The 22752-nt window shown below is 47.7% G+C and carries 34 protein-coding genes; 31 read left to right on the forward strand and 3 right to left on the reverse strand.

The annotated features are described in order from the left end of the window. Positions 1–33: 33 nt before the first annotated feature. From CGL_RS08475 to CGL_RS08490, 4 genes are all read left to right on the forward strand, one after another. The gene (locus CGL_RS08475; protein ID WP_231838295.1) at positions 34–552 is read left to right on the forward strand and encodes a flavoprotein; all 519 of its coding nucleotides are present in this window, start codon (positions 34–36) and stop codon (positions 550–552) included. Between the two features lies 1 nt (position 553). Next, positions 554–1420, forward strand: a complete 867-nt coding sequence (locus tag CGL_RS08480; RefSeq protein WP_011265788.1) for a hypothetical protein — start codon at positions 554–556, stop codon at positions 1418–1420. A 129-nt stretch (positions 1421–1549) separates the two neighbouring features. Next, positions 1550–1708 (forward strand): hypothetical protein, encoded by a 159-nt coding sequence (locus CGL_RS08485; RefSeq protein WP_157665529.1) that lies wholly within the window; start codon positions 1550–1552, stop codon positions 1706–1708. Between the two features lie 9 nt (positions 1709–1717). After that, entirely contained in the window at positions 1718–2140 is a 423-nt protein-coding gene (locus tag CGL_RS08490) for a hypothetical protein (RefSeq protein WP_011014545.1), read from the forward strand. 247 nt (positions 2141–2387) lie between these two features. On the opposite strand, the gene CGL_RS08495 is transcribed toward CGL_RS08490, so the two are convergent. Continuing rightward, positions 2388–3125, reverse strand: a complete 738-nt coding sequence (locus CGL_RS08495) for a hypothetical protein (RefSeq protein ID WP_011014546.1) — start codon at positions 3123–3125, stop codon at positions 2388–2390. A 382-nt stretch (positions 3126–3507) separates the two neighbouring features. Here CGL_RS08495 and CGL_RS08500 point away from each other — a divergent pair, with 382 nt between their 5' ends. Together CGL_RS08500 and CGL_RS08505 are read left to right on the forward strand one after the other, a co-directional pair. Further along, the gene (locus CGL_RS08500; protein ID WP_231838296.1) at positions 3508–3777 is read left to right on the forward strand and encodes an NADAR domain-containing protein; all 270 of its coding nucleotides are present in this window, start codon (positions 3508–3510) and stop codon (positions 3775–3777) included. A 294-nt stretch (positions 3778–4071) separates the two neighbouring features. Continuing rightward, positions 4072–4737 (forward strand): hypothetical protein, encoded by a 666-nt coding sequence (locus tag CGL_RS08505; protein ID WP_011014548.1) that lies wholly within the window; start codon positions 4072–4074, stop codon positions 4735–4737. Between the two features lie 76 nt (positions 4738–4813). On the opposite strand, the gene CGL_RS08510 is transcribed toward CGL_RS08505, so the two are convergent. Next, positions 4814–4954 carry a hypothetical protein gene (locus tag CGL_RS08510; RefSeq protein WP_157665528.1) on the reverse strand — a complete coding sequence of 47 codons (141 nt, stop codon included), beginning with the start codon at positions 4952–4954 and terminating at the stop codon, positions 4814–4816. A gap of 43 nt (positions 4955–4997) precedes the next feature. Between CGL_RS08510 and CGL_RS15820 the strand changes: the two genes are divergently transcribed. The 3 genes from CGL_RS15820 (at position 4998) to CGL_RS08520 (ending at position 6467) form a co-directional block, all read left to right on the forward strand. Next, positions 4998–5129: a hypothetical protein gene (locus CGL_RS15820; protein WP_011265791.1), complete on the forward strand. Its 132-nt coding sequence runs from the start codon at positions 4998–5000 to the stop codon at positions 5127–5129. Between the two features lie 111 nt (positions 5130–5240). Further along, complete coding sequence (locus CGL_RS08515) at positions 5241–5678, forward strand: hypothetical protein (RefSeq protein ID WP_011014549.1); 438 nt, start codon at positions 5241–5243, stop codon at positions 5676–5678. Between the two features lie 183 nt (positions 5679–5861). After that, positions 5862–6467 carry a hypothetical protein gene (locus CGL_RS08520; protein ID WP_011014550.1) on the forward strand — a complete coding sequence of 202 codons (606 nt, stop codon included), beginning with the start codon at positions 5862–5864 and terminating at the stop codon, positions 6465–6467. Positions 6468–6519: 52 nt separating this feature from the next. On the opposite strand, the gene CGL_RS08525 is transcribed toward CGL_RS08520, so the two are convergent. Continuing rightward, positions 6520–6945: a hypothetical protein gene (locus CGL_RS08525; RefSeq protein WP_011014551.1), complete on the reverse strand. Its 426-nt coding sequence runs from the start codon at positions 6943–6945 to the stop codon at positions 6520–6522. A gap of 311 nt (positions 6946–7256) precedes the next feature. On the opposite strand from CGL_RS08525, the gene CGL_RS08530 reads away from it, so the two are divergent. The 22 genes from CGL_RS08530 (at position 7257) to CGL_RS08630 (ending at position 22590) form a co-directional block, all read left to right on the forward strand. Beyond that, complete coding sequence (locus CGL_RS08530; protein WP_011014552.1) at positions 7257–7790, forward strand: putative Ig domain-containing protein; 534 nt, start codon at positions 7257–7259, stop codon at positions 7788–7790. Positions 7791–7997: 207 nt separating this feature from the next. Further along, entirely contained in the window at positions 7998–8264 is a 267-nt protein-coding gene (locus CGL_RS08535; RefSeq protein WP_011014553.1) for a hypothetical protein, read from the forward strand. Positions 8265–8501: 237 nt separating this feature from the next. Beyond that, the gene (locus CGL_RS08540; protein ID WP_011014554.1) at positions 8502–8969 is read left to right on the forward strand and encodes a hypothetical protein; all 468 of its coding nucleotides are present in this window, start codon (positions 8502–8504) and stop codon (positions 8967–8969) included. Between the two features lie 27 nt (positions 8970–8996). Continuing rightward, positions 8997–9236: a hypothetical protein gene (locus CGL_RS08545; RefSeq protein WP_011014555.1), complete on the forward strand. Its 240-nt coding sequence runs from the start codon at positions 8997–8999 to the stop codon at positions 9234–9236. 119 nt (positions 9237–9355) lie between these two features. Then, entirely contained in the window at positions 9356–9970 is a 615-nt protein-coding gene (locus tag CGL_RS08550; RefSeq protein ID WP_011014556.1) for a hypothetical protein, read from the forward strand. Positions 9971–10142: 172 nt separating this feature from the next. Next, positions 10143–11057 (forward strand): hypothetical protein, encoded by a 915-nt coding sequence (locus CGL_RS08555; RefSeq protein WP_011014557.1) that lies wholly within the window; start codon positions 10143–10145, stop codon positions 11055–11057. 84 nt (positions 11058–11141) lie between these two features. After that, positions 11142–11270: a hypothetical protein gene (locus CGL_RS15825; RefSeq protein WP_257151957.1), complete on the forward strand. Its 129-nt coding sequence runs from the start codon at positions 11142–11144 to the stop codon at positions 11268–11270. 38 nt (positions 11271–11308) lie between these two features. Beyond that, complete coding sequence (locus CGL_RS08560; protein WP_011014558.1) at positions 11309–11767, forward strand: hypothetical protein; 459 nt, start codon at positions 11309–11311, stop codon at positions 11765–11767. A 147-nt stretch (positions 11768–11914) separates the two neighbouring features. After that, positions 11915–12484, forward strand: coding sequence for a hypothetical protein (locus CGL_RS08565; RefSeq protein ID WP_011014559.1), 570 nt, complete (start codon positions 11915–11917; stop codon positions 12482–12484). A 20-nt stretch (positions 12485–12504) separates the two neighbouring features. Then, positions 12505–12792, forward strand: coding sequence for a hypothetical protein (locus tag CGL_RS08570; protein WP_011014560.1), 288 nt, complete (start codon positions 12505–12507; stop codon positions 12790–12792). Between the two features lie 75 nt (positions 12793–12867). Then, positions 12868–13203, forward strand: a complete 336-nt coding sequence (locus tag CGL_RS08575) for a hypothetical protein (RefSeq protein ID WP_011014561.1) — start codon at positions 12868–12870, stop codon at positions 13201–13203. Between the two features lie 925 nt (positions 13204–14128). Then, positions 14129–14743: a recombinase family protein gene (locus CGL_RS08580; protein ID WP_011014562.1), complete on the forward strand. Its 615-nt coding sequence runs from the start codon at positions 14129–14131 to the stop codon at positions 14741–14743. A 177-nt stretch (positions 14744–14920) separates the two neighbouring features. Continuing rightward, positions 14921–15916: a trypsin-like serine protease gene (locus CGL_RS08585; RefSeq protein WP_011265796.1), complete on the forward strand. Its 996-nt coding sequence runs from the start codon at positions 14921–14923 to the stop codon at positions 15914–15916. 15 nt (positions 15917–15931) lie between these two features. Further along, a complete protein-coding gene (locus tag CGL_RS08590) occupies positions 15932–16309 on the forward strand; it encodes a hypothetical protein (RefSeq protein WP_011014564.1) in 378 nt (125 codons plus the stop codon). 273 nt (positions 16310–16582) lie between these two features. After that, on the forward strand, positions 16583–17062 hold the full coding sequence (locus CGL_RS08595; RefSeq protein ID WP_011014565.1) for a dual specificity protein phosphatase family protein: 480 nt from the start codon (positions 16583–16585) through the stop codon (positions 17060–17062). 186 nt (positions 17063–17248) lie between these two features. Beyond that, entirely contained in the window at positions 17249–17977 is a 729-nt protein-coding gene (locus CGL_RS08600) for a hypothetical protein (RefSeq protein WP_011014566.1), read from the forward strand. A gap of 170 nt (positions 17978–18147) precedes the next feature. Continuing rightward, complete coding sequence (locus tag CGL_RS08605; RefSeq protein WP_011014567.1) at positions 18148–18888, forward strand: FadR/GntR family transcriptional regulator; 741 nt, start codon at positions 18148–18150, stop codon at positions 18886–18888. Positions 18889–19254: 366 nt separating this feature from the next. Beyond that, the gene (locus tag CGL_RS08610; RefSeq protein WP_011014568.1) at positions 19255–20022 is read left to right on the forward strand and encodes a DUF6973 domain-containing protein; all 768 of its coding nucleotides are present in this window, start codon (positions 19255–19257) and stop codon (positions 20020–20022) included. Between the two features lie 18 nt (positions 20023–20040). Beyond that, on the forward strand, positions 20041–20499 hold the full coding sequence (locus CGL_RS08615) for a hypothetical protein (protein WP_011014569.1): 459 nt from the start codon (positions 20041–20043) through the stop codon (positions 20497–20499). 319 nt (positions 20500–20818) lie between these two features. Continuing rightward, positions 20819–21007, forward strand: coding sequence for a hypothetical protein (locus CGL_RS08620; protein ID WP_011014570.1), 189 nt, complete (start codon positions 20819–20821; stop codon positions 21005–21007). Positions 21008–21550: 543 nt separating this feature from the next. Next, on the forward strand, positions 21551–22174 hold the full coding sequence (locus CGL_RS08625) for a hypothetical protein (RefSeq protein WP_227747663.1): 624 nt from the start codon (positions 21551–21553) through the stop codon (positions 22172–22174). Then, positions 22171–22590 (forward strand): hypothetical protein, encoded by a 420-nt coding sequence (locus tag CGL_RS08630; protein ID WP_011265797.1) that lies wholly within the window; start codon positions 22171–22173, stop codon positions 22588–22590. The genes CGL_RS08625 and CGL_RS08630 overlap by 4 nt, the downstream gene beginning before the upstream one ends. The last annotated feature ends 162 nt before the right edge of the window (positions 22591–22752 follow it).

The raw sequence follows: 22752 nt of genomic DNA on the forward strand, positions 1-22752 counted from the left end.
GTTACGAATGTGTCTTGGTTAGTAACAGGTTCAATGTCGGCCCTATCAATACCGGGTCTAATTTTCTCACTTCGCTCATCACATCCTAACCTTAATTTCACTCCCTATCTAACACAAAGCGCAAGTCGAATCGTCACTATGACCAGTATGGCCACGCTAAGTGGAGTGACTCCTAGAAATAGTGACTGGGGGTCAGAACCAGAGGCTACACCCAGCCACATTCAAATCGAATCAGAGTCAGATGCATATCTGATTGCCCCAGCGACCCTTGATTTTCTAGCTCGCTTTGCGCGTTATGATTGTTCGACCCCTTTCTCCCTTGCTCTTCAATGTACGAAAAAGCCAATTCTCGTAGCACCGTCCTTGCCGCCTGGGGGGAAAGATTCAATAGCATATAAGTCACTAAGCATGGACCTCTTAAAGTGGGAGAATTTACGGTTATTGAGTCCTATCGAAACTAAAAGTGCTTCTTCCCCAAACGCATCGTCATCCGGCTTCGGATCTGCCACACGATTAATCGAATTCATGTTAGAAAACCTACAGGGTACTTAGAGTGAAAAAAGTTTTTCAAAATGAAATGCGCACAATTTGGCAAAGAGATTCGGCCAATGATCAAGAACCGTGGTCCGAGATCCGTCGGTACTCTCCTGCAAATGGAAAACTTCCTCGCTTACCCGAGCAACTTCCTCAAGAAAACAGTTCGATCTATTGGGGTCAATCGGAAGATTTCACATTTAAAATCGGCACTTTGATTGATGAATCATTCTGGAGTGGTATTAACAAAAAAGCAATCAGTATGACCGATGATGACAAGAGTAAGCTTATTTTGAACTACTCAGAGAAAGCTATTAGTGCTTTCTCTGAGTTCTCTACTAGCGCCCACTGTCGATATCTGCCGGTTTTTGCACAGTACATCCATCATCTACCAAGAGATCTTCGAGAATTAAAAGAACTCCTGTTGGATAGCCATGTGCGCTGTGTATTTGAGGACGCTAACCTATCAGTCTCCTCAATATTCAAAGACATCCAGTCTTTTGAAGATTACTCTAAAAAGTCTCATCGAATAGTTCATGGTTGTTTTCGATTTAGAAATATAGGTTTCTCAGGCAATGGCAAACTGCTCGTAATCTCCGGGGATGATCTAATCTACGGGTCTGAAATATTTATACAAGCTGCGATGCTGGCTGATCTATTTGAGCTAAGTTCCTCCAAAGTCGTTGCTGTAAACAAATCAATGTTCGTTATGTATCAAACCTTCACTCAAAACAAGGACAGTTTTTATGTAAATAAATTAAACAGATTTACCTTCCTCTACCTAATCTCCCACTATGTACAATTTCTTTTTACCTACAAAAAATCTTTTCCTAAGAGACTTCTCTCGGAGGCAACGCTACTGAGATTCAACGGGCCTGTCATTTAGCCTTTAGAAACTGGATCTTTTGTGCGCTCTAATAAACAGTAGTAAGAGTTTCTTCACAACAACGACAGCGCAGTTGCCTTCGAGATAGTGGCTGAACACTACTGTGTACATCATCATGAAGGTCATGCAATGTCTGAATACTTACCACTCGCGCAACACGTGCTCTCCCAGCGCACGCAGCCGTGGCCAGAAGGGTCTTTTCATGTGCCACTGACAGGACACAGATCACAGTCTTTGCCCGGTGGCTACGACAGCCATCCGTTTCAACATGGACTCTACCAACGCTAATACGGCATCATGGAGCGAGGCCTTAGCAAGCACAACCGCTTTGTGCTGCACTCGCATGGCACTGGGCGCCGACACAGTGTCGGTGCAGATGCGGTGTGGGCGTACGTCATTACAGCGTTGAAGCAAGCTTATCTGGGTCGGTTCTCTTTTGTTGCTGAGGCACTACTGTTAACACAGCCAAACCAGTGGCCGGCTCACGCGCAACAACAATGGCAGCAACTGGTACTACAAGCCGATCATGCCAATCTCTACAGCGAGATTTATCATCCCAGCGTGCTCATGAAGCGCAACACCGGCATAATTGCTGCTGCTGATCTCGTGCTTGCTGTGATTAACAAGAATGCCACCACCGGTGGCACGGCACACACTGTTCGGGAAGCAGAAACCATGAGAAAGCAGGTCTTTAGGATTCACCCAGCAGGTCTGGTCTAAAAGATAGTCAACACTCGCGCACACCCCAAGAGGATTTCCTCTTGGGGTATGTAGCTCTTTAACTCCACCGAATTCTATTTTTCCAACTTGTCGCTCTTACGTTTTTGCACCACTTTCACCAAAATTACAATGAGGCCGATCGAAATCAATAGCGCAACAGTAAAAAATAAAAGTGCAAAAAATAAAATAAACTCCAACGAAACCTCCTTCCAACAATAAATCCGAGCAACTCAAAAAATTTCACACATTAGTTTGCGCTAAAATGAGCGCCATTGGTATCGACATCAACCTGTATCCAGGCCATATTTTGTATAGGGAATCCCTGGAATAATAATGACAAAAGAGCACTCATGCGTACATTTCGATCACTAGTCTGCTCAAATGTTGGTGTTTCAAAACTCATTCCGATCCCAGTAACTGACGGATTGTAAAACTTCTGAATTTTCGCATCTTGTACTGTGTAATAGTAGTCAAAACGAAATGACATCGTAGCCAAAATAATAGTCTTTTGTGCCAAGCAATTAGTGTTAAAACGATGCCCTTGAGCAAAGAATTCCTCACAATCCCGAATAGAGCCAGGAACAATCGACCTCGGCTGGATCAGAGAATTATTTGCATCAATCGGGACTTGAAGTGTAGAAACTACGACTGACCCATCAGCAAAACGCTCAATAGTACCTTTCCCCTGTTCATTTTCAAAGTCCTCAATGTCCACCGGATGTTTTTGTGGGTCGATTGAATCCCACAGTTCACCCTGTTCGAGTTTTCCTATTAATCTATTAACTTGCTCTTCAGGGACGTTGTATGACCGAAGGCCATCACGAACTTCATCAATTTGCTCAGCCGTGTAATCAATAGTTAATTGATCGGTAATGTGTATTGGATCGACACCCTCTATTGCCTCAGAAGGCGAGGCAAAAGTCAGTGTGGAAATTAAGACGCTCAATGCAATTACCGTAGTAGACGCTCTTATTGAAGTAAGCACTTTAAAAATTATCCTCTTCTAGTAGTTCTTCAAATGCCAGATAAAAGCATAGTTTTGAACTATAACACGAATGTATTACCAGTAAATGGCCTTTCTCATTTCGCCACCCCCTCTGTGAAACAAAGCCATCACAGCTTTTCTTTGCAAAATGAATATAACAATTATAAACAGGGCTTAAATACTCATCTTAGGATTCTGCATATAAGAGCCCCGACATACACTGGCTACACCCTCAAGTATGTAAACGACAACACACCTGCATTCGGGGACATGCTCGATAAGTAGGCTACGTCTGCCTGCTACCGCTACCGTTCTTGCTGTTATCTCCGATTTCTGAGGTCAGTACGCGCTCCTGTCTAACTTCTACCACCCAGCCCAACCAATCGTTTTTCAAGGGTTCACCGAAGCAACTGTTGAGCACCTCATGCAGGTCATTGAGACGCTTGATCCCGATCAGCGCGCAGCGGTGCTCGCTGCAGCGATACCGCGCGAGGCTAAGATCCTGGGGCGAAAAGTAACTCTTCGCCCTGGTTGGGGCAATATGCGCGTACACGTCGTGATTGCAGTTATCTTTATCAAGTTTTTGCAACCGGATCTTCGCCAGGCGCTGCTAACAACAGGTGATGCCGTACTTGTCGAAGATGATACCTGAGGCGCCTTCTGGGGCGTCGATTCGCGCACCAGAAAAGGCGACAAACACCTCGATAAAGCACTCATGACTGTCTGTGAAATTCTGCACAACGTACATAATCCAAAGGACTTCCCCCTGAGGTTTCTTTTTCTCCCAAGGACAACGACAGCACAGCTGCGTTCGGAGACATGCTCGACCAACCACCCACCCGCATCCTCAAAGGAGACTGCACATCATGTTCCTCACCAAAGATATGCTCGCACGTTTTCCTGCAAGTTTGAATTTGCCAATGCACAGTGCTCAGAACCAGAAGAAATGGGCGAATACTTCCAGGTCGTTCAAAACATCGCCATGACACTGGGTGCTGGCGAAAGCGTTGATCTTGTTGTCCGCGAATACATCAACGATGTGGAAGGCAACCCGACCATCTATCACGGTATGCCGCTGCGTACTGAATACCGCGCATTCATCGACCTTGATCACTGTGATCCGTCCGCTGGTGAGCCTGAGCCTCGCTTATTGGGGGTTACTCCCTACTGGCACCCCTCCGTGATGGAGAAAGCTCTCGCCTTTGCTTCAAGCGATGTTGGTGCTGAATTCGGTCACATCAACGATGATTACCGCACCTACCGTGCCCACAAAGACAGCCTCATGTCCAAGTTCCATACACACCGTGATGATGTCATTTCACGTATCACTGCACTACTACCCCAGCTTCGTGCACAAGAGCTGCAAGGTCAATGGTCTGTGGACATCATGAAAAACGGGGAGGATTTCTACCTCATTGACATGGCTCTCATGTGCGAGTCCGCACTGTCTGAACTACTCACTGTTACAGATGAGTACGCCACAGTCGAGCCGAGTGTCATCAATGACTTCGCCAACCAGCTGGTCATTGATTATGACGAGCACGATATGGGCTTTGATCGAGACTTTCCAGCAGGTGTGTATAACACCCGACAAGCAAGTGCTATCAACTAAAAAATACACACAACCACACCCCAAGGGACTTCCCCTTGGGGTTTCTTTTTTACCACCTCTACTGCACCTGTTGCACCTACTGCACCTGTTGCACCTGTTGCACCTGTTGCACCTGTTGCACCTGTTGCACCTGTTGCACCTGTTGCACACCAGTGCCGGCAACAGTCCCAAAAACATAAAAGACAACGACAGCAAAGCTGCGTTCGGAAGAACTCATGAACAAAGATCTGGCCACCTCAATCCCTTAAAAGGAGATCATCATGAACTGCCCAAACTGCTCCGAAGACATGACTGTCGTTGATGTTGTTGGTCGTGGTGCCAGCCGAGGTCTGTTGCTTATTGACCCCACCACTCACGTCTGCAGCGACTGCGGATATATCGAAGTACTGTAAATCAGCACACTCTCACATACCTTTACACCACCCCATACCCTTTAACCCCTGCACTGCTCATCCACAAGCACTGTGCAGGGGTTGTGTTTTCTAACAAGAAAAGAGACCACCATGTTCACAGCTTTTAAAAGCAATCCTACGACCATTAAAAAGCTGGTTTCTGAGCTCATTAATGGCGACGATGCAGCGCTCAACGAACTAGAGCGACACGTCACTAATGAATCAGTCCGTGCTCGCGAACTCCCTAATGTCCAGTACAAAGCCACTGCGGGGCGCAACTTCGCCATATCCAAGCTGGTCCAAAATTTGCGTCGCATCAACAAGGCACAAAACAATCCACGTGGTGTGCCCACTCATGCCACCGTGATTCTGCTTAAGGAAGACGGCAGCTACGACGGTGAAGAACAGTGGCGCATTCCAGAAAAGGCGATCACTCCGTTCGACATGCTACGTTCGCCTGACTTCAACCACAACAGGCTGAAGAACCGGCCGCTCATGGTCGAGTCCCAATACCCCTGGGGCGTCCCCGGACTCATTAAAATGAACTGATCAATCCCTGACACAGCCATTGATTCCGAGGATATGAAAGACCCCCGGACTACCGCGAAATTAACACCGGTGTCGGTACCGGCAACTGCATCATTGTCGTTCCTGAACAAGCGCCGTGGTTTAAGCCAGCCATCATCAAACAGGCTTAAAAATACTCAATCGTCCCATTCAAGAAAAGAGCACATGACCATGTACAACGCCGCAAAGACCCTTGTTCCCCAGATTGTTGCTTTCGATGACACAGCAATCATCGCACTCGACCAAGCCGCGGAAGATGAATTCCGCAAGGCTAACTACCCCGAGGTTAAAGCCAACCAAGAAGCTGCCTATATCCTGGCGGAAGCTGCCCAAAACATTCAACGCATTGCAACAGCTCGTGCCACAGGCGATGTCCCAGCGACTGCTCGCGTGGTGCGCATTAAGGGCTCTGAGAAATACTACACCGAGGAGCAGTGGCGCATTCCAGAGAACGCCTACTACCCTCGCAGTATGGCTGAATCTCCTGATGCTCACCTTGATGACCGTGGCATCTATATCATCCCAGCTCAATATCCTTGGGGATACGAGGAAATCATTAACCTACCGGCACGCGCTACCTCTACACCTGCTGTTGCTCCTCGCACTGAGGCTGCTCCAGCTACAGTATCTGATGCTGAGGTCCAGAGCCTGCTTGAGTACTTGCGTACTAATGCTTTCGTAAGTCGTCACGACGGCGACACCACGAAGGCCGACATCTTCAACAAGCACGCGGATACTGTCAACAAGCTTGCAGCACTACGTGCACCCTAAACCCACACCGCATAACCCCCCTGCATAGGCTGATGTCCAGCCTGTGCGGGGGTTATTTTTTCAACTGAATCATCGGTATCTTGCCATTGTTAGCAATGGCTGCCACTACACCTAAGGTTGCAACCGCAACAGTCCCGATGAGCTCTGCTTTGTTTTTCGCTAACTTCTGCAACAAACCCTTGTTGTCTTTATCGTGCTCACGAGCGTACTCATCTATCCGCGCCATATTCTCCCGAGCTTCTTTCCTAGTTTCTTCAGATTGATTCGGATCGAGCGCAATTTTTGCCCACATCTCTCGACTGGCTTTAATATCCGCCAAATAAGCATCAGAGCCATGCTCGTTACTTTTAATGACTTGCTCATTAGTTTCGTCCATGGACCCTGTAGCCTGCGACGTTAAATTAGCCAGATTTGCTGCCACCTGCGCTGCTGCGGCGTTCTCGTTTGGTGTACCGGAATTCTTCGGCGAAATGCTCATTACATACTCCTTAGCCTCGTAACTGTATTACCTCAAGTGTATCCGGTGGACACGACGCAGTAGTAAAAAATTTAGACCACCCTTGCGAATAAAAACTAATAAATACTGTTCACTATATTTTCGATAATTTATTAAAACTATTCACCCAAAAGTTTTTGTATCAAAATACACATATTTTAATGACTTTAGCTATACTTCTATCTTGTGACTTAAATGAAAGTCACAAACTTTGTTGGGGTTTCTTTAAAGTAAAATACAGAAGTTTCTCTGGCAAAAAACCTCACTACTTTCTACAGAAAGGCGTCTTCCTCATGAAGGCTTCTCAGACCCTCACCCGCAACACTCGTGCACGCAAGCTCGGCATGGGTATTCTCGCAGCAACTATTATGGCTACCGGTGCACTTGCTGGCACTGCTCCACAGGCGACAGCAGCAGTAGATACCACTGCGCCATACGTGTCCTATGTCGTTGACATTCCTGGCAAGGTTGGTGAACCAATCAAGCCTCAGTACCTCACCATCTCCGATCAGTCCGCCTACACCGTGACCTTCAAGTACATGCCATCCTGGTTGAAGTACGACGCAAACAAGAAGATGCTGTACGGTACCCCAACCGAGGTTGATGTCTGGACTCCTGAGGTACATGTTGTTGATGCTCATGGCAACAAGACTGTCCGTTACTTCACCGTTGTAGCAGTCCCAGCAAACACTGCACCAACCACCACCACGCCATCTACTCCAAAGCCATCTACCCCGCAGGTGACCACCCCAACTACTCCGAAGGCGCCTACCTTGCCAAAGTCCACCTTCGACTGGACCTTGTGGGGCTCCATCTTTGGTTTCTAGTTCTCACTAGCACCTCAAAAAGCACCACCTTTTAAACAACCCTTGTACTGCACCTTGGTGCACTGCAGGGGTTGTTTTCTATGTGCCAACGAGTTCTTAAGAAACACAACGACAGCAAAGCTGCGTTCGGGAGCATGTGTGAACCCTCGCTGTGCCCGCACTTGCCTGCATACAGCTCACTCAACAACACAGAAAGAACCTTTTACCATGCTCAATGCACTCAACGCTGTCCTTGATGTTGTCGAATCTGCTCAAGGGCTGGTCTTTGTCGTCATCACTGCTAGCCTGCTCACTCTTGCTGTCATCTACATCAAGAACTATCCCCACGCGCCACAGCCTGCTACCCAACACACCACTGACCAACCAACTGTGCCAGAGCCGCTGCAGATTCTTGACAACCCTGCTCAGACAACTGCTGCTGGTCTACGCCATGACCTTCATAGCGATCTCTACGCCGAAGAAAAGAGCGCATAATCTGTGTCTCGATGTTGCCTGGGATGCTGATGAAAACCTCCCTGTTGTCGTTGAAGTCAATCCTGTAGCGATGCCTGGGTGTTGCGCCTCGGGCGCAGCTGGGTGCTAACTTAGCACCGCATCAACGCAGCGAAGCCGCGTTCGGGTAAACCCGTGACAATCGCACGGGGCTTGTTTACCTGACACTCAAGCCCCGTGCACCACAACAACCCACCTTAAAGAAAGGTTTTTCCACCCATGTCCGAATTCCCTACACCTACGACTTTTCACGTCGAACCAGAAACGCTTAGCTCCGCCACCGATCTCACTGTTGATGCACATAAAATCGCAGAACTGCTGCTCAGCACCACTGATTACCGTGTGTTCTACATGCCGCGTCTCGCCGGTGTGACTCCTATCGTGTCCTACCTCTATGTCTACGATGGTGAAAACTTCCTCATTGTTGGTCGCTCCACTCATGTGCCGTGGGAGTACTACGTTCACTACCCCATCAAGCCATCACGTGAATTTGGCTCTGCTATTGCTGTGCCTCTCGATGATTCTGATGACCCTTATGATGCAGCAGAAGTTGTTGCTCTAGTAAAGCAGTACATGACGCCCACGCTCACTCCTGGTGAGGGTTATATGCAGGGCTTTTACAAGGGTCTCACCTTCACCAACCACCTCGATATACATCGACCACTGACCCAGATTATCTCAGACTAACAGCTATATTCACCCACCTACTTCATCTTGTGCCTGAGCAACAACCCTGCTTATGCACTCGCTGTCCCTGCTGACACACTCGCTGTTAATCCCAACAGCACACTGCCAGCACAACTTGCCATCGTTGAACACACCACCTTAGGTGCTGTTGTTGCAGTACACACACCAGACGCCCGTACCGGACATCACCTCTATATCCGATCCAGCGTCACTGCTGAATCAGAGGTCCACACCGGCACGGCAACACCTGTTGAACTGGTCTTTTAAAACTACTTCACTTTTTCGCTTCGTTTTACCCACACCAGCACGTCACCCTCTTGCATCACGCCGAGAGGGTGACGTGCTTTTTTCCTACTTTTCCTCATAACTACAGAAGGGACGCCCTCATGTCTGCTTTTGATGAACTCCGCAAGAACTACCGCTACAAGTTCACTGACACCTGGCCGGCCAACGCTGTTACCGGCACCGGCTACTACGCCAACCCAGCTTTTATCATCATCTCCGCTGATGCCATGACGCAGAACACCCATGCCGATTCCAATCTCATCACGGTTAAAGAGCACCTTAACACCCTGTTTCCGTACAGCGTACAACGCAAGGATCGTGCCTTTGTCTCTGAGATCTACACCCCTATTAACCTGCTCGAAGATAATCCAGAACTAGCTCAAGAAATACTCGATGTGCTCGACACCCTGAGCAACAACGCTGTTTTTAACGATGCGCACTACAGCGAGCTTGAACTAGAGCGCCTCAATGAATATGTCATCGACACCTTGGCCTATGACATGAAGTCCGACATGATGCGCGCCCTCGTTAAGGCCCGACCAGAGGCCGATCTTGAGGCGATGGAAGAACTCGACATTGCCAATATCCAGAGCTGGATTAATCTCCACTCCTCCACTGTGAGCGAACACAACGATGGCAGCGTTGATGATGCACCGTTTAATTCTCTCGCATTAGCTGAGATTTATTTGCAACAGCTTGCAGACCACACTGTCTAAGCACGCTGTGTAACTACCACTGATTTTCATCCTCCGCTAGAGGACACCTCTGAGCACGACCGCCATATCGCGTTCATTGTTGATGGTATTTATGACTCAACCAGGCGCCCCTACGTCATGACGTTTGCGCCCGATCAACTCCACGACATCTGACACAGAAAGAAGATTCACCATGTCTAAGAACAACGCAGCTCACCCGCAGTCTGTCTTCCATATTCATATCCCAGCACATACCACTATGCACTCTGACCGCTTTGAGCACCCAGACAACGGCTATGGCTACACCATTCGTCAGGACACTGATGCAGAGAACCCGATGACCCATCACGATACGAAAGATGCAGCTCTCTGGGTTCACAACCGACCACGACGCGGAGATACCGTCGCCGATAAGCCAGAAGGCAATGAGATTCTCGACATCTTTGCCAAGTTCATCTGCGGCCAGCACGATAATGATGACAACCCGTTCGAAGTCTGGTCCGACGGTGACTCGGATGCATCACTCATCCGCACCAAGGCGTATGTTGCCGAGCACCACCCCGAACTTATATTCGACATCTCTGCGAAAACCATCACGGGTTATTCCCAAGGCGATTGGCTCGATGTGGTCTGTGTTACTACTGCCGCCACTTGCGACGAACTTATCCCTGCTGACAGTCTTATTGACATCTACCGCCAGTGGGCTTTTGGTGATGTGTGGACAGTGATTCCTGATTCTCAGCCAGGTCTCGCAGGTATTTATGCTGACGATCCAGCTGACGCCCTTGCGTACTATCAAGAGAATTTCGAAGATGAACCCATCTGGGATCTCTTAAGCCGCCACGACGCTGACAAAGACGCCGCAGCACTGGCAGCTGCCTCTGCTGCAGAAAACCACGCACTAGCGCGAGGTACTACCCCAGTCGTTATCCGTACCCAAGACATCATCACTAACGCGCGATACCTCATGTCTGATAGTGCTGATGACAATCCAGAATACGATCGCGCCTTGGTCGAACTTAGTGCTTATCTCTTAAGTATCGACCTCGATGATCGCGTTGCTGCAGAGATGACCATTTTAGGTCGCCCTGTGCCTAAAGAAGGATAACCACCACACCAGAAAAGAAGTACCTCATTATGGCTCGAACCACACCTCCACCAGCTGATGTACTCGACATCATCATTTACCACCGTGAAGCAGACCATCGGCATTGATCTTGCTGAACTGATTCAGGGCCGTGCACTCGGCCAGGCTCAAGGTGAGGCACAAGGCAAAGCTAGTGCAGCAGCCCTTGAGCAGGCACCTCATAATGAGCAGTAAATAACACACACCACATGTGCACAGATACAGTTAGTCGCATGTACGCATTCTATATTCTCGACACCATGCTTAATCGTTCGATCAAACAGATTGAGCAATGCCTGGATCGACAAGACACCACCATCAGCCACATCATCGCCGATAGCGTGCACGACAAGCTACATGAATATGCAACAACTAATCCACCCTGTGACAGCGACAAACAAGCACTTCTCGGTCATGTCGAGCTTGAGATAGCTAGTTTACAGATCATCATCACGAGCATCCATCCTGCAGAGGGCACAGATATGGTGGTGTGCGGCACAGTCTCAGCATCCGCATCAACATGGTTTTATACCGTTGATGAGGTCTTTACCCAAGGCTGGCGCAGTCACTTTGGGTCAGTGCTTGTCGAAGGCAGCTTCGCACTGTTGATAGACCCTGACACCTTTGACGTGCACAATCTTGATCTTGTCGGTCAACAACACGTGCACTGGGTGCCAGCTCGACAGCCGTAAAGAAGTTGTAGGTCTTTTTCGCTTGGGATACTGATGCTCTCCCAAGCGAACATGGGCGGGAGCCCATGTCGGGGTGTTGTGCGAATGGCTGTGTGTCAACTACCTCAGCCTGAGAAAACAACACTTATAAAGAAAGACCTTTTACTCATGACTTCTACAACTAACTCCACCGCCATGTTCAACGACCACCTTATCCCTATGGCAGAGCTTGATGAACAAGCTCTGCGCGACAGCGTTGGTTCTTGGGCACAGTACAAGCACCCGCTTGACCAGCGCAAAGAACCAGAGCTCGTCCTTATTCGTCGCGTCAACAGCTCAGAGCGTGTGTGGGTCTTAAGTTTCACTGACCTGCGTGCTGATGCAGGTCTTGTGCCTCGTAGCACACCGAATGCTGACCCCTCCAATATCCGCAATACCATTTTCTCTGTCGCTGTCCGCGATCTTGTCCTTGATCGCTCACTTCCCCGGCTGCTTAACCTCAACGGGCAACCACCAGCAGGTGAATGGGAAGAAGGCTTTGTCTACGTCGATTATGACCAGAGCGACACCGTAGATGGCTACCTCATTGAGCACAGCGAACCTGTCTCCATTGAAAGTCAAACCACCGGTGAAATGCACTATTTCGATAAGGTGCCAGGCGGTGTGGCTGTTACCAACAATCCCGATGGCACTGAACAAGGTGATGCACGCCGCTGGGTAAGCCACTGGGAATCATAAAAAAGAAAGTAGCACTAGCTATGCCTAATCACCCACCTATTTCCACCTTCGATGACCGTCGCTCTGCTATGCGCGAAGGCATTACTGATTACCTTGCCAATACAAATGCAAATGGGTTAGGCGGTTACAGCATCAGCGACACCCACCTCGACAATCTTGCTGAGAAATTCACCCGCACACATGGTGAAGCACAGTACGATGCCGGCTTTGATCCCAATGATCTTGAACCAGAGACTTTTGTTCGTGACATTGAGATGAGCTGGGATGAGCGTGCTATTGATCGTGCCCTGATCCACACACAACTGTGAAGAAAGAAGCCGCAATGTCCACCACATCCACCTATGAGAGCCGTAAGGCAGCTATTCGCGACGCTATTCTCGCCTATGTCAACAACAATCAAGGCTGCTGCACCCTACAGCCTTCATGCCCATGATCTCGAACAGCTTGCTGTAGATCTCACTTTAGTTACCACCTTTGATAGCAATGCTGCAGTTGATGTCACGCCAACACATACAGAAGCACCTGGTTTTACCCTGCATGAGGGCACCGATACTGCGCCTATGGCTCCAACCCTGGTCGTACCTATTTCCAGCGACATCTCCACAGCCGTTTCGGAAATATCTACATTAGTGCAGCAGGCTCGCACCGACGCAGCAAGCGCCATTCATGAAGCAGAAGCTGAATTTTACAACCAACTTGCTGCGGTCCTTGCTCAGTGATTTAATGTGGCCGACACACCCGATCGCGTGCCAGCTAAAAACGCCCTGTTTCACGGGTATTCGCCTGACTTTGAGTCAGCAAAAAGCGTGCATTCTCACAATAGCAACATCTCAAAAACTAGCCCTGACCTGCACAGTCTAGACTCACTCGCACTTTAACTTAAGCCTCACATACTTTCGTCACAGTGATGTTACGTAACCACCTCATAGGTCGCTTAAAAATACAGACCCTTGAGGGAGTGCCCTCAATTCTGCCAAAAAAGCACCACCGCTATCACCAGCCATCACCACTTCCTGTGCACGGGTTGAGGCGATCGTGTTCCTGTCTGGGCACTGGGCGGTTTATGCATGTTTGTTGCACGGTTACTGTACGGGCTCATCCACCACACCTACCCTTGCAGCAGTACATTCGTACTGCTACATTTTTTTAACGTGCCAACAAGTGCTAACTCACCGCCGTCCAACCACTACCCCACTGTCACCCGAGCGTCCAATACTCCAAGTGTCGGATTAGGGTAGACCCTGACACGACACTGCCCACAGCACTGTTTAGACTGTCGGACTAAGCGGTCCCCTGGCATTTCCCAACAGTGTCGGGTTAAGTCTAAGACTTATTCCGACAGTTTATTCGATAATTATGCACCTACTCCGCAATAATACACTCGGTATACTTTTACACTCAGTGTATATTGTTAGGTCTTTGCTTAGAGTGGGAATTGGCACAACACGCCTTAACAATACGCCCGTATCGTTTCGCAAAAGAACGTACTTTAGTTTTGTTAATAAAACCCGCGTATGCATATGTTGACATTGACAACTATTGTTTTAAACAAGTACATAGTTTTGTGTTTTCTACTTCCCTACTGCTGTAATAATGGAAAGTAGTTTTCATCACACAACACAAAACTATTAAAGGTAGTCTTAAATGTTTGGTAGTAGTTTTAAGGAACAAACAACTAACCCGAGAAGTCAACGAGTTTCTTATTTGCGTGTCTCTAGCACCGATCAGAATCTGGCTCGACAACGTGAAGCTGTTAACCATTCCGGTCATATTGATCGTGAGTTCACAGATGAGCTTTCCGGTGGCGCCAAATCACACAGACCTGGCTTGGAAGACTGCATTAATTATCTTCGCGAGGATGATGTTCTTGTCGTCGCATCCATTGACCGACTTGCACGCTCGCTGGTTGATTTACGCGTCATCATTGACCGCATCACAGACAAAGGCGCATCGGTCATTTTTCTCAAAGAGAATTTGACTTTCGCTGCAGGCCGCGATGATCCTCGAGCAAACCTCATGCTCGGTATTTTGGGCAGTTTCGCAGAATTTGAACGCTCAATTATTCGCGAGCGCCAAGCAGAAGGTATTGCCCTGGCAAAAAAGGCCGGCAAGTATGCAGGTCGCCCAAAAGCCCTCGACAAGGAACAAATACAAGAAGCAAAAGATATGATCGCTCAAGGTGAAACAAAATCTGCTGTCGCCAAGCATTTTGGTATTAATCGCTCGACCTTGTACGAATATCTCAAAAATCCTGACTAGATTGAGAATCAACTATGCGACAAGTCAACTTGCATACCAGTATCCGAGCACATCCACCCCCGAAAAAATTAGGTAAAGCTTGCCTATTTAAGAAGAACTGCTATAAGATCATCCATACATGCAGAGCACAGCTTTCACACATAGACATCACTGCACATTTATCTAATGGGAGACTCAATGACAGTTGCACACAAACGAAGTCTGACATGGATCAAGAGACTATCTGCGACTACATTTGCAGCTTTTCTTGGCATTCAGCTTGTGACCCCCGCTCACTCAATTGAAAACACGACGCAGATTCCAGAAAGCGAATTGCACAACCTCGGGCTCACAGACGAAGAAATTCAAGAATTCAATCAATATCTCATTGACGAGTCACTCTTTCAAGAGACTGTAGAAACCTCTCCGATCGTAGTCAGCGACAATGAAGATGCAGCCCAAGATCCCGGTTTCGGCCTTTTCACCACAAATCCTGTGAAACACACAGATGAGCACATTGGCGCTCTATACTTCTCCGACCTACCAGGTATTTCCAATCTTACGTGCACTGCCAACTACATCGGTGGAAAATTCTGGACCACAGCACATCATTGTGTTGAAGGCCGCAGTCGCTTCGTCGGCTTCATCGAGCAGTCGGACGGACAATATGCAGGCATTGAGCATGTTTACACAAAGTCAAGTGACTACGATATTGCCCTCATTAAAGTGGGATCTGGAATTGACGCAGAACAGTTCAGCCTCACTCGATCACGCCCTGCGGTTGGAAAAATGCTGGAAGTCGTTGGGTTTGCAGTTGTGAACCCATTCTCCTCTAGAGCAACAATGGAAGTCACCAACTCAAACACAGTCGCGAACTATCCTATGAGCAACCTGTACTACAAAGACGTATTCTCGGCTAAACCCGCAGGATCATTCCCTTATGTCATTTCCGGAGGTGATTCCGGCGCAGCTGTTTGGTCGGGTGAAACCATGTACGGCATTGCTAGTGGCTCTAACGGCAGCACTAAAAACCTAGCAGCAAATGTTGGACCGCACGTCTCTTGGATCGAACAAACGATGCAAAACAATAGCAATTCCTCTCCCTATGAAATTTTGCAAGCGTTCCGAGGCGGCCTTGCAACGTCTTACCCCAAATATAATCAAATTAGAGACCTAGTCGACTCAAGTAGTTAAGAGGAAACAACAATAATGTTACGAAAAGTATCCATTGCATTGGTCGCATCCGCCGCTATCTTGGTATCTGTACCTTTCGCACAGGCATCGACCTCAGTGGCACTGTCGTCAGAAAGCTCAGATTCTCTGGGAAGTATTCCAAACGATTTAATTGGGGGTCTAGCCGGTTACTTTAATAAAGATCTTACGGAGGAACAGCGCGATGCTATTCGCTTCGGCCCCACCACAGCACAAGAAGCAGAACAGTGCTTAGCAAAATACGGACTTGGCGGTGAAGGCCCGTGGCCTACTATCGCGGTGTACCCTAACTGCTCTTTCGAGACAATTGAACAAGATTTCTATGATCAAGCGGTAGCCGAGACTCTCGCAGCAATAGGCATCGGGAGCTCTTAAACAATCAAAGGTACAACCCAAAAAACAAATAGGAACCCTGTACAGAGATCTCTGTACAGGGTTCCTATTTATTACTTACACAACACGTAGTGCCCGAAAAACACAAGACAACAGTGGATGCAGTGGTGCCAGTTGTGCGCGAGAGTCATGTTGCACAGTACTGGAAAGAACGACCCTAAAAACAACGACAGCAAAGCTGCGTTCGGATATATTCTCGAACTGCTGTAGTGCATACGCTACAGCCCGCTACCACCGTAAAAGCGAGAACATATCATGACTGTTGATCTCTACCAGGCACGCATTCCTTTTCAGCGCGATGGCGTGCGCTTTGATCATACGATGATCACCCACATTCAAGCCGGCCTGCATCTTGGTGGCTGCCGCGCAGCAGGTTTACTGCCTATACCAGCACATATTGATCATATTGTGCGCCTGACAGCCGCAGATTTCTATGACACCCAGTCAGCACCGCAGCTGCTCAGCAACACTGTGCTTGATGTATTGGACACCACCACTCAAGACTTGAAGGCATTGTGGCCTGTTGCAGAACATATTGCTACAACCATTCCTGAATCTGAGAACGTGCTTATCCACTGCCAGATGGGTATCAACCGCTCAGCTGCACTCATGACACGGGTGTTGATGTTGCGCAACGATTGCACCGCCGATGAAGCAATTGCACTGCTGCGTGATCGACGCTCACCGTTTGTACTGTTCAATGAGCATTTTGTGGAACAACTTCGAGCACTGTAAGCGCTCAAAGACCCATTACCCCGTGAAGAGAACATTCTCTTCACGGGGTTCTTTTTTCTTGCACGGGTGATGGTTGATGTGGGTGTCTGCGCAAGAAGAGAAAAAACAACGACAGCGAAGCTGCGTTCGGGCGAATCGGCGATAATCACACACCACTCTTCCTGAGAGAATCCTGAGGTCATCACCATGTCACCGAACTTCCAAGCTCGCGGTACTACTGCGCCCACTGTTGCTTTGTCCATGCGCCAGATCGCGCACATCCGTGAAGAAATTAAGAAATCACCACTCGCTGCTTCCGTTTTCATCACACCCACCACCAAACAAATGGTTGTCCGAGATCTAGAATCACTGTTCCAGCAGCTCTACCACACAGATCTACCTGAACCATCCATCAAAGACAGTGGTCTTATCAGTGCTATCGGCTCTAGCGCCGGCAATACCAATAATCCAGCACTCGCCCTAGAAACTCAGATGGCTTACCACCTGGTGCTTGCTATGCACCACACCGATGTTGCTACCTGGCACAAGGTGGTGACCAAAAACATCACCGAATCTGCTGCTGCACAAGATGCTGCGGTCGAGCACAGTGCTAAATACGATGCTGTGTACGATGCCGCACAACTTATGGGCATCACTGTTGAGGAAGGTAATGTCGGTAGCATCGCTATTGCCTTTAGCACAGCACGTGCAGACGGTAAATCTGATTGGTGTGTTTCCGGCATCAGCCGCTACATCGAGGTCACCGAAGCCTTGGATGCTGCGCGAGCTGTCACTAAAAATACTGCTGCGCTCAATAAAACTGCTCTACCAGACGTGCAGCCGGCGCCGGTTGTGCATTCAGCACAGTTCATGAACAAGTCCGCACACGATCATGGGGTTAATACTGCGGAAAAAGATCAACCAACCCTGTTTTAAAAGACTGTCCATTTAACAACCACATCGTTACCCCCGAACAGTCTTTTAAAGGCTATTCAGGGGTAATTTTTTCGCCACACTCCCAATATCTACCAAAAATGGTGATCTATTATACATAATGGAATTACCAAAGCTTCATATCACTTTTCCACAGCCTGAAAGAACATACTATGTCCGCAGCTTTACCTCACACAGCAGCAGATCCCGTACACACCACCCCAGCGAAACCGCTGCTCGATCATGTCTTAGATTCACTAGGACGCAGCATCATCAGTGGTGAAATGGAAGCCGGTAGCACATTCAAACTGCAAGACATCGGTGAAAAATTCGGTATCTCCCGCACCGTCGCCAGAGAAGCCATGCGTGCCTTAGAGCAACTTGGGTTGGTGGCCTCATCGAGACGAATTGGTATTACAGTGCTCTCGCACGAGCACTGGGCTGTCTTTGACAAAGCCATTATTCGCTGGCGCCTCGAAGATGAGCGTCAACGTGAACAGCAACTGCAGTCACTCACCGAACTTCGTATTGCCATTGAACCAATTGCTGCACGCAGTGTTGCCCTTCATGCATCGAGCGCAGAGATTGCTATCATCGGTGATCTTGCTGCACGAATGCGTAACCTCGGTGAAGCTGGTCGTGGCGCATCACAAGAATTCCTAGACGCAGATGTGAAATTTCATGAGCTTATTTTGCAGTATTGCCATAATGAGATGTTCGCTGCCATGGCACCACCCATAAAAGCTGTACTAGTCGGGCGCACCACACTTGGCCTTCAACCCGATCGACCTGCCGAAGAAGTCTTGGACAATCATGATGCTCTCGCACACGCACTAAGTGTTCGTAATGCAGACCTCGCCGAAAAAGCATCCAGGAGCATTCTGAATGAGGTGCGCGACGCACTGACCTCGTAATTGCCACTAAACGAGTCACTACACAATTACATCGCTCATTGTTACTTAATTACCCTTTAATAGTCTTTTACAAGGCTGTTAAAGGGTAATTTTTTATTAGTTTGCTTAAAGCCTATTACATGACAATTACAGCACAATTGAAAAGTCACTTAAGCGCACGCTAAAAGCGAATTGTAGAGGGTTATTTTTTTCGCAATTAAAAGCCTTTTGCGACACAAATAGGACAACAAAACAAAGATGCATTAACTCTAAAAGAACAAAATTAATCAATCAGAAAAACATATTGAATACTTATAAATTTCTGACATACTCATTAATGAGATATTCGAAGTCTTTATCAAAATGATTAACAAAAGGAGTATGTTTATGTCGCTAAAAACTCGCCGAATATTCGGCGCACTTGCTGTTTCGCTATCAATCTCTTTCTCAGCCATTGCTACACCTGCAGCATCCGCACAAGAACTAGTGGTGAGCACATCAGCAGTAAACGAATTTGGTGTAGTTACCAGTGACATCACGGCTGAGCAAATTCTTCAGGCGCAAGATCTAATCGCTGAGATGAAACAGTCAGAGGACATATATGAGTATTTCGGTGCCTTGTCTGACGTTGAACAGAGATCCATCATTGCAGCTGTAAAGGAAAATCCATATCTCATTGAGAACGAATCACCCCGTATGAGAGTCCAAAGTGAAACACCCGACGAGGAAACACCTGATAAGAAAAAGCCGAGCAAAACCTACAAGCTCTATATGAGCATTCTCGAAATGATGTCATGTATCAATCTTGTTGATGTTCCGTCATGTGCCCAAGCCCTTAAAGCGGCAAATATAGCTGAACGCGAGGCCAAGGCCCGTTACCCCGATTCGGTCACTAATGGTAAAGGCGATGCCCTTCGTCATTGTGCATGGAGCGCTCTCATGACTATTCGAATCGGAAAAGATGCAGCCGAAAGAATTGGTAACGCTCATGAAACCGTTGTGAGAGGTGAACCCGAAGAAAGAGAAATGGATCTCATCAATAACGCGCTGGGTAGAGACATCGGCGAAAGATTCATCATCAATGGCGATGAAACGGGTGCGCTCAGTACTTGTGTATCCATGGCTAATATCGGGCTACTTCATACTCTGTTGTAAACAAAGGAAGTTTCTATCATGAAAATCAAGAAATTCAGCATCACAGCGCTAGCCTCAGTTCTAATGCTCACGGGTTGCGCGACCAATCACAGCTCACCTCTGTACAGTTATCTGAATGCGTCAACATCAACCACTGTTGAACAAGTACGTCTCAGCGATCTTTACGGTGAGCAGTGGACCGAGTTCGCTCTTGTCTGCCCCTACACCACAAAAGACGAGGTAAAAGAAGAGCTTGGTATAAAAATAAACACCTACCTCACCGATTCGACCGATGACAGTAGTAACGATATTGTGCTCAGGGATAAAGACGGTTCATATGATTGGATCTATTTCAACAGATTCGACATTGTGTACCTCTGCAACGGCTCAGCGGAAAATCTAAAAATCTACCCCATTGATTCAGTTCTAGAATTTGAGCATAGAGACGACTACGGTACCTGGAAACTGAGCGCTATCACAGAGCCGGGTAATCAATAATAACGCGGACACTTAAGTACCTTTTATCGGTCGATTAAGTGTCTACTGTTTATCCGCTACCAAACCACGCCGCTAATCGTTACTTAATTACCCTTTAATAGTCTTTTACAAGGCTGTTAAAGGGTAATTTTTTATTCGTTTGTTTTTGGGACCATTAAATGTCAATTACATGTCGAGTAAGTGACACTTACAGCGCAATTGAATAGTCACTTAAACGCACGCTAAAAGACAAATGACAGCGAAGCTGCATTCGGATACACACCTGAAGAACACTCTTCACCACTAGCATTCCACCAACGCCTCGGAAAGGGCTATCTCCATGTCTGTTGACGATCTTTACGCTGTTGCTCTCGATACTCACACCGGTAAGCCTATCCCCTGCGTACTCTGTGAAAATGCTCCACAGATTGTTATCTACGATGGTTGCTGCTCGCTTGCATATACCCAAGCACTTGGCGATCTCGCCGAAGCGGAATACTACGGCGCCGATCTTGCTGCAGCTGCCTAAACAAACTTCATAGAACGACAAAAACCCCGCCTCAGAATATTGCACAACGCAATAGCTGAAGCGGGGTTTTTGTTTTCTGACTCAAGGTGCCAGTTTCCATAGTCAAGATTCCCAATCAACATTTAAGTATATGTGAATTATTAAAGTTATACAACTTAATTAATCAATAACTTCTCACTTCACCAACGCAACAACCCCGCTATCAAGAGTTGCATCAAGGCAACAAATGAAGCGGGGTTGTGTTTTCTTGCAGGCTTCGTCTTAAGGAAACTAATTATTAGTATATACCAACACAAAACCATTAATCAACTTAGTTATTATATATCACCCTCCATATAACCCATTCTGGATTGCAGGATTACCACATACACGCCTATCGCGTTTCTCTATTTTAATTAATATAATTAATGTAGTTTATTAACCTATTATGCAATGACATTTTTTAATAATTAACCACGTCACAACATTCTCTCAGATCACAGAGGTTCGCTCATGCGCCACACCACGTCAGCCACATCAACTACATCTATTATTAAGCGTGCTATGACCATTAGTGCCGCTGTTCTTATTGCCAGCGCTGTTGGTCTCACAACCAGCGCAAGTTCGCTCAATACTCTCAGCGCTACATCACCTGAATCACCCGATCAGGCAGCCACTGTGTCACAGGCTGAATCAGATAGTGAATTAGATGACGGCATGAAAAAGCTTGCAACCAAGATCCTTAATCGCGCTGACAACGCTGAAAATAATGATGACACCGGCAAAAACCTCAACAATGATGATAAGAAGCTCAACACGAAGCAGCCGCAGCGCCCTGCTGAAAAAGTTGCCCAGGCGATCGAGCTAAGCCTTGATACCACCACGAATGCAGAAAAGCCTGATAAAAGTTTTCACCATGAAAAACCCGTAAACGCCTATGTCACAAGTGTCAGCTACAACAAAAGCAATGACACCTGGACTATCAAACCATCAGACAGCGCGGTGAATACACCGACCAATGATGCTGAGCGCATCAGCAATATCATCCAAGAAGCTCGCGACCTCGGTCTCAGCGACGATGAATCCTTGACGCAACAGATCGCATTTCACGCTCATGCTGCTAATTATTTAGTCACCGAATGGGTACTTCGCGGCTATCAGCTTGCTAACCCGAAGGTGCTTCCATGAGAAAACAACGACGCATGATGATGGCTGTAGGGTGTGCCGGAATCTTGAGTACCCTCGCTGTCGGCCTCACGGCGTGTAGCAATGACGCTGCGCTATCCGATTTCTTCGAGTCGGCATCGCTTCGAGATCATCTCGCTGCGCACACACCAGGTGAATCGTCTCGTGATACCGCAACTGTGAGTGTGTCTCTACATGAGTTCTACAGCGTGCAATGGACTGACTTCGCCATTGTATGCCCAGGAATCTCGCGTGATGACATTACTGCAGCTCTTGATAGTACCGTTGTTGGTGATAATTATGATGATATTCCCGCAACAGGTTTACCCGACACAGCAAGCGCACTCGTGACCAACACCCATCCAGGAGCGTACCGGCCAGACCCGCCTCTAATGCAGAGCTCACCGCTAGACAAGTAGTGCACTTTAAGCTTGCCGCGCCAACCGCCCCGTCATTCGCCCCACCAACTCTGTTCCCAATCGTAAGCAGGGATTGATGAGACAAGACAATGCCAAAACAGAGTAAAACGATATCATTCCTATAACAATTATGGGATTTTGTACAGTAAGTCACATTTCGTG

The sequence above is a fragment of the Corynebacterium glutamicum ATCC 13032 genome (assembly GCF_000011325.1).
Taxonomy (GTDB): domain Bacteria; phylum Actinomycetota; class Actinomycetes; order Mycobacteriales; family Mycobacteriaceae; genus Corynebacterium; species Corynebacterium glutamicum.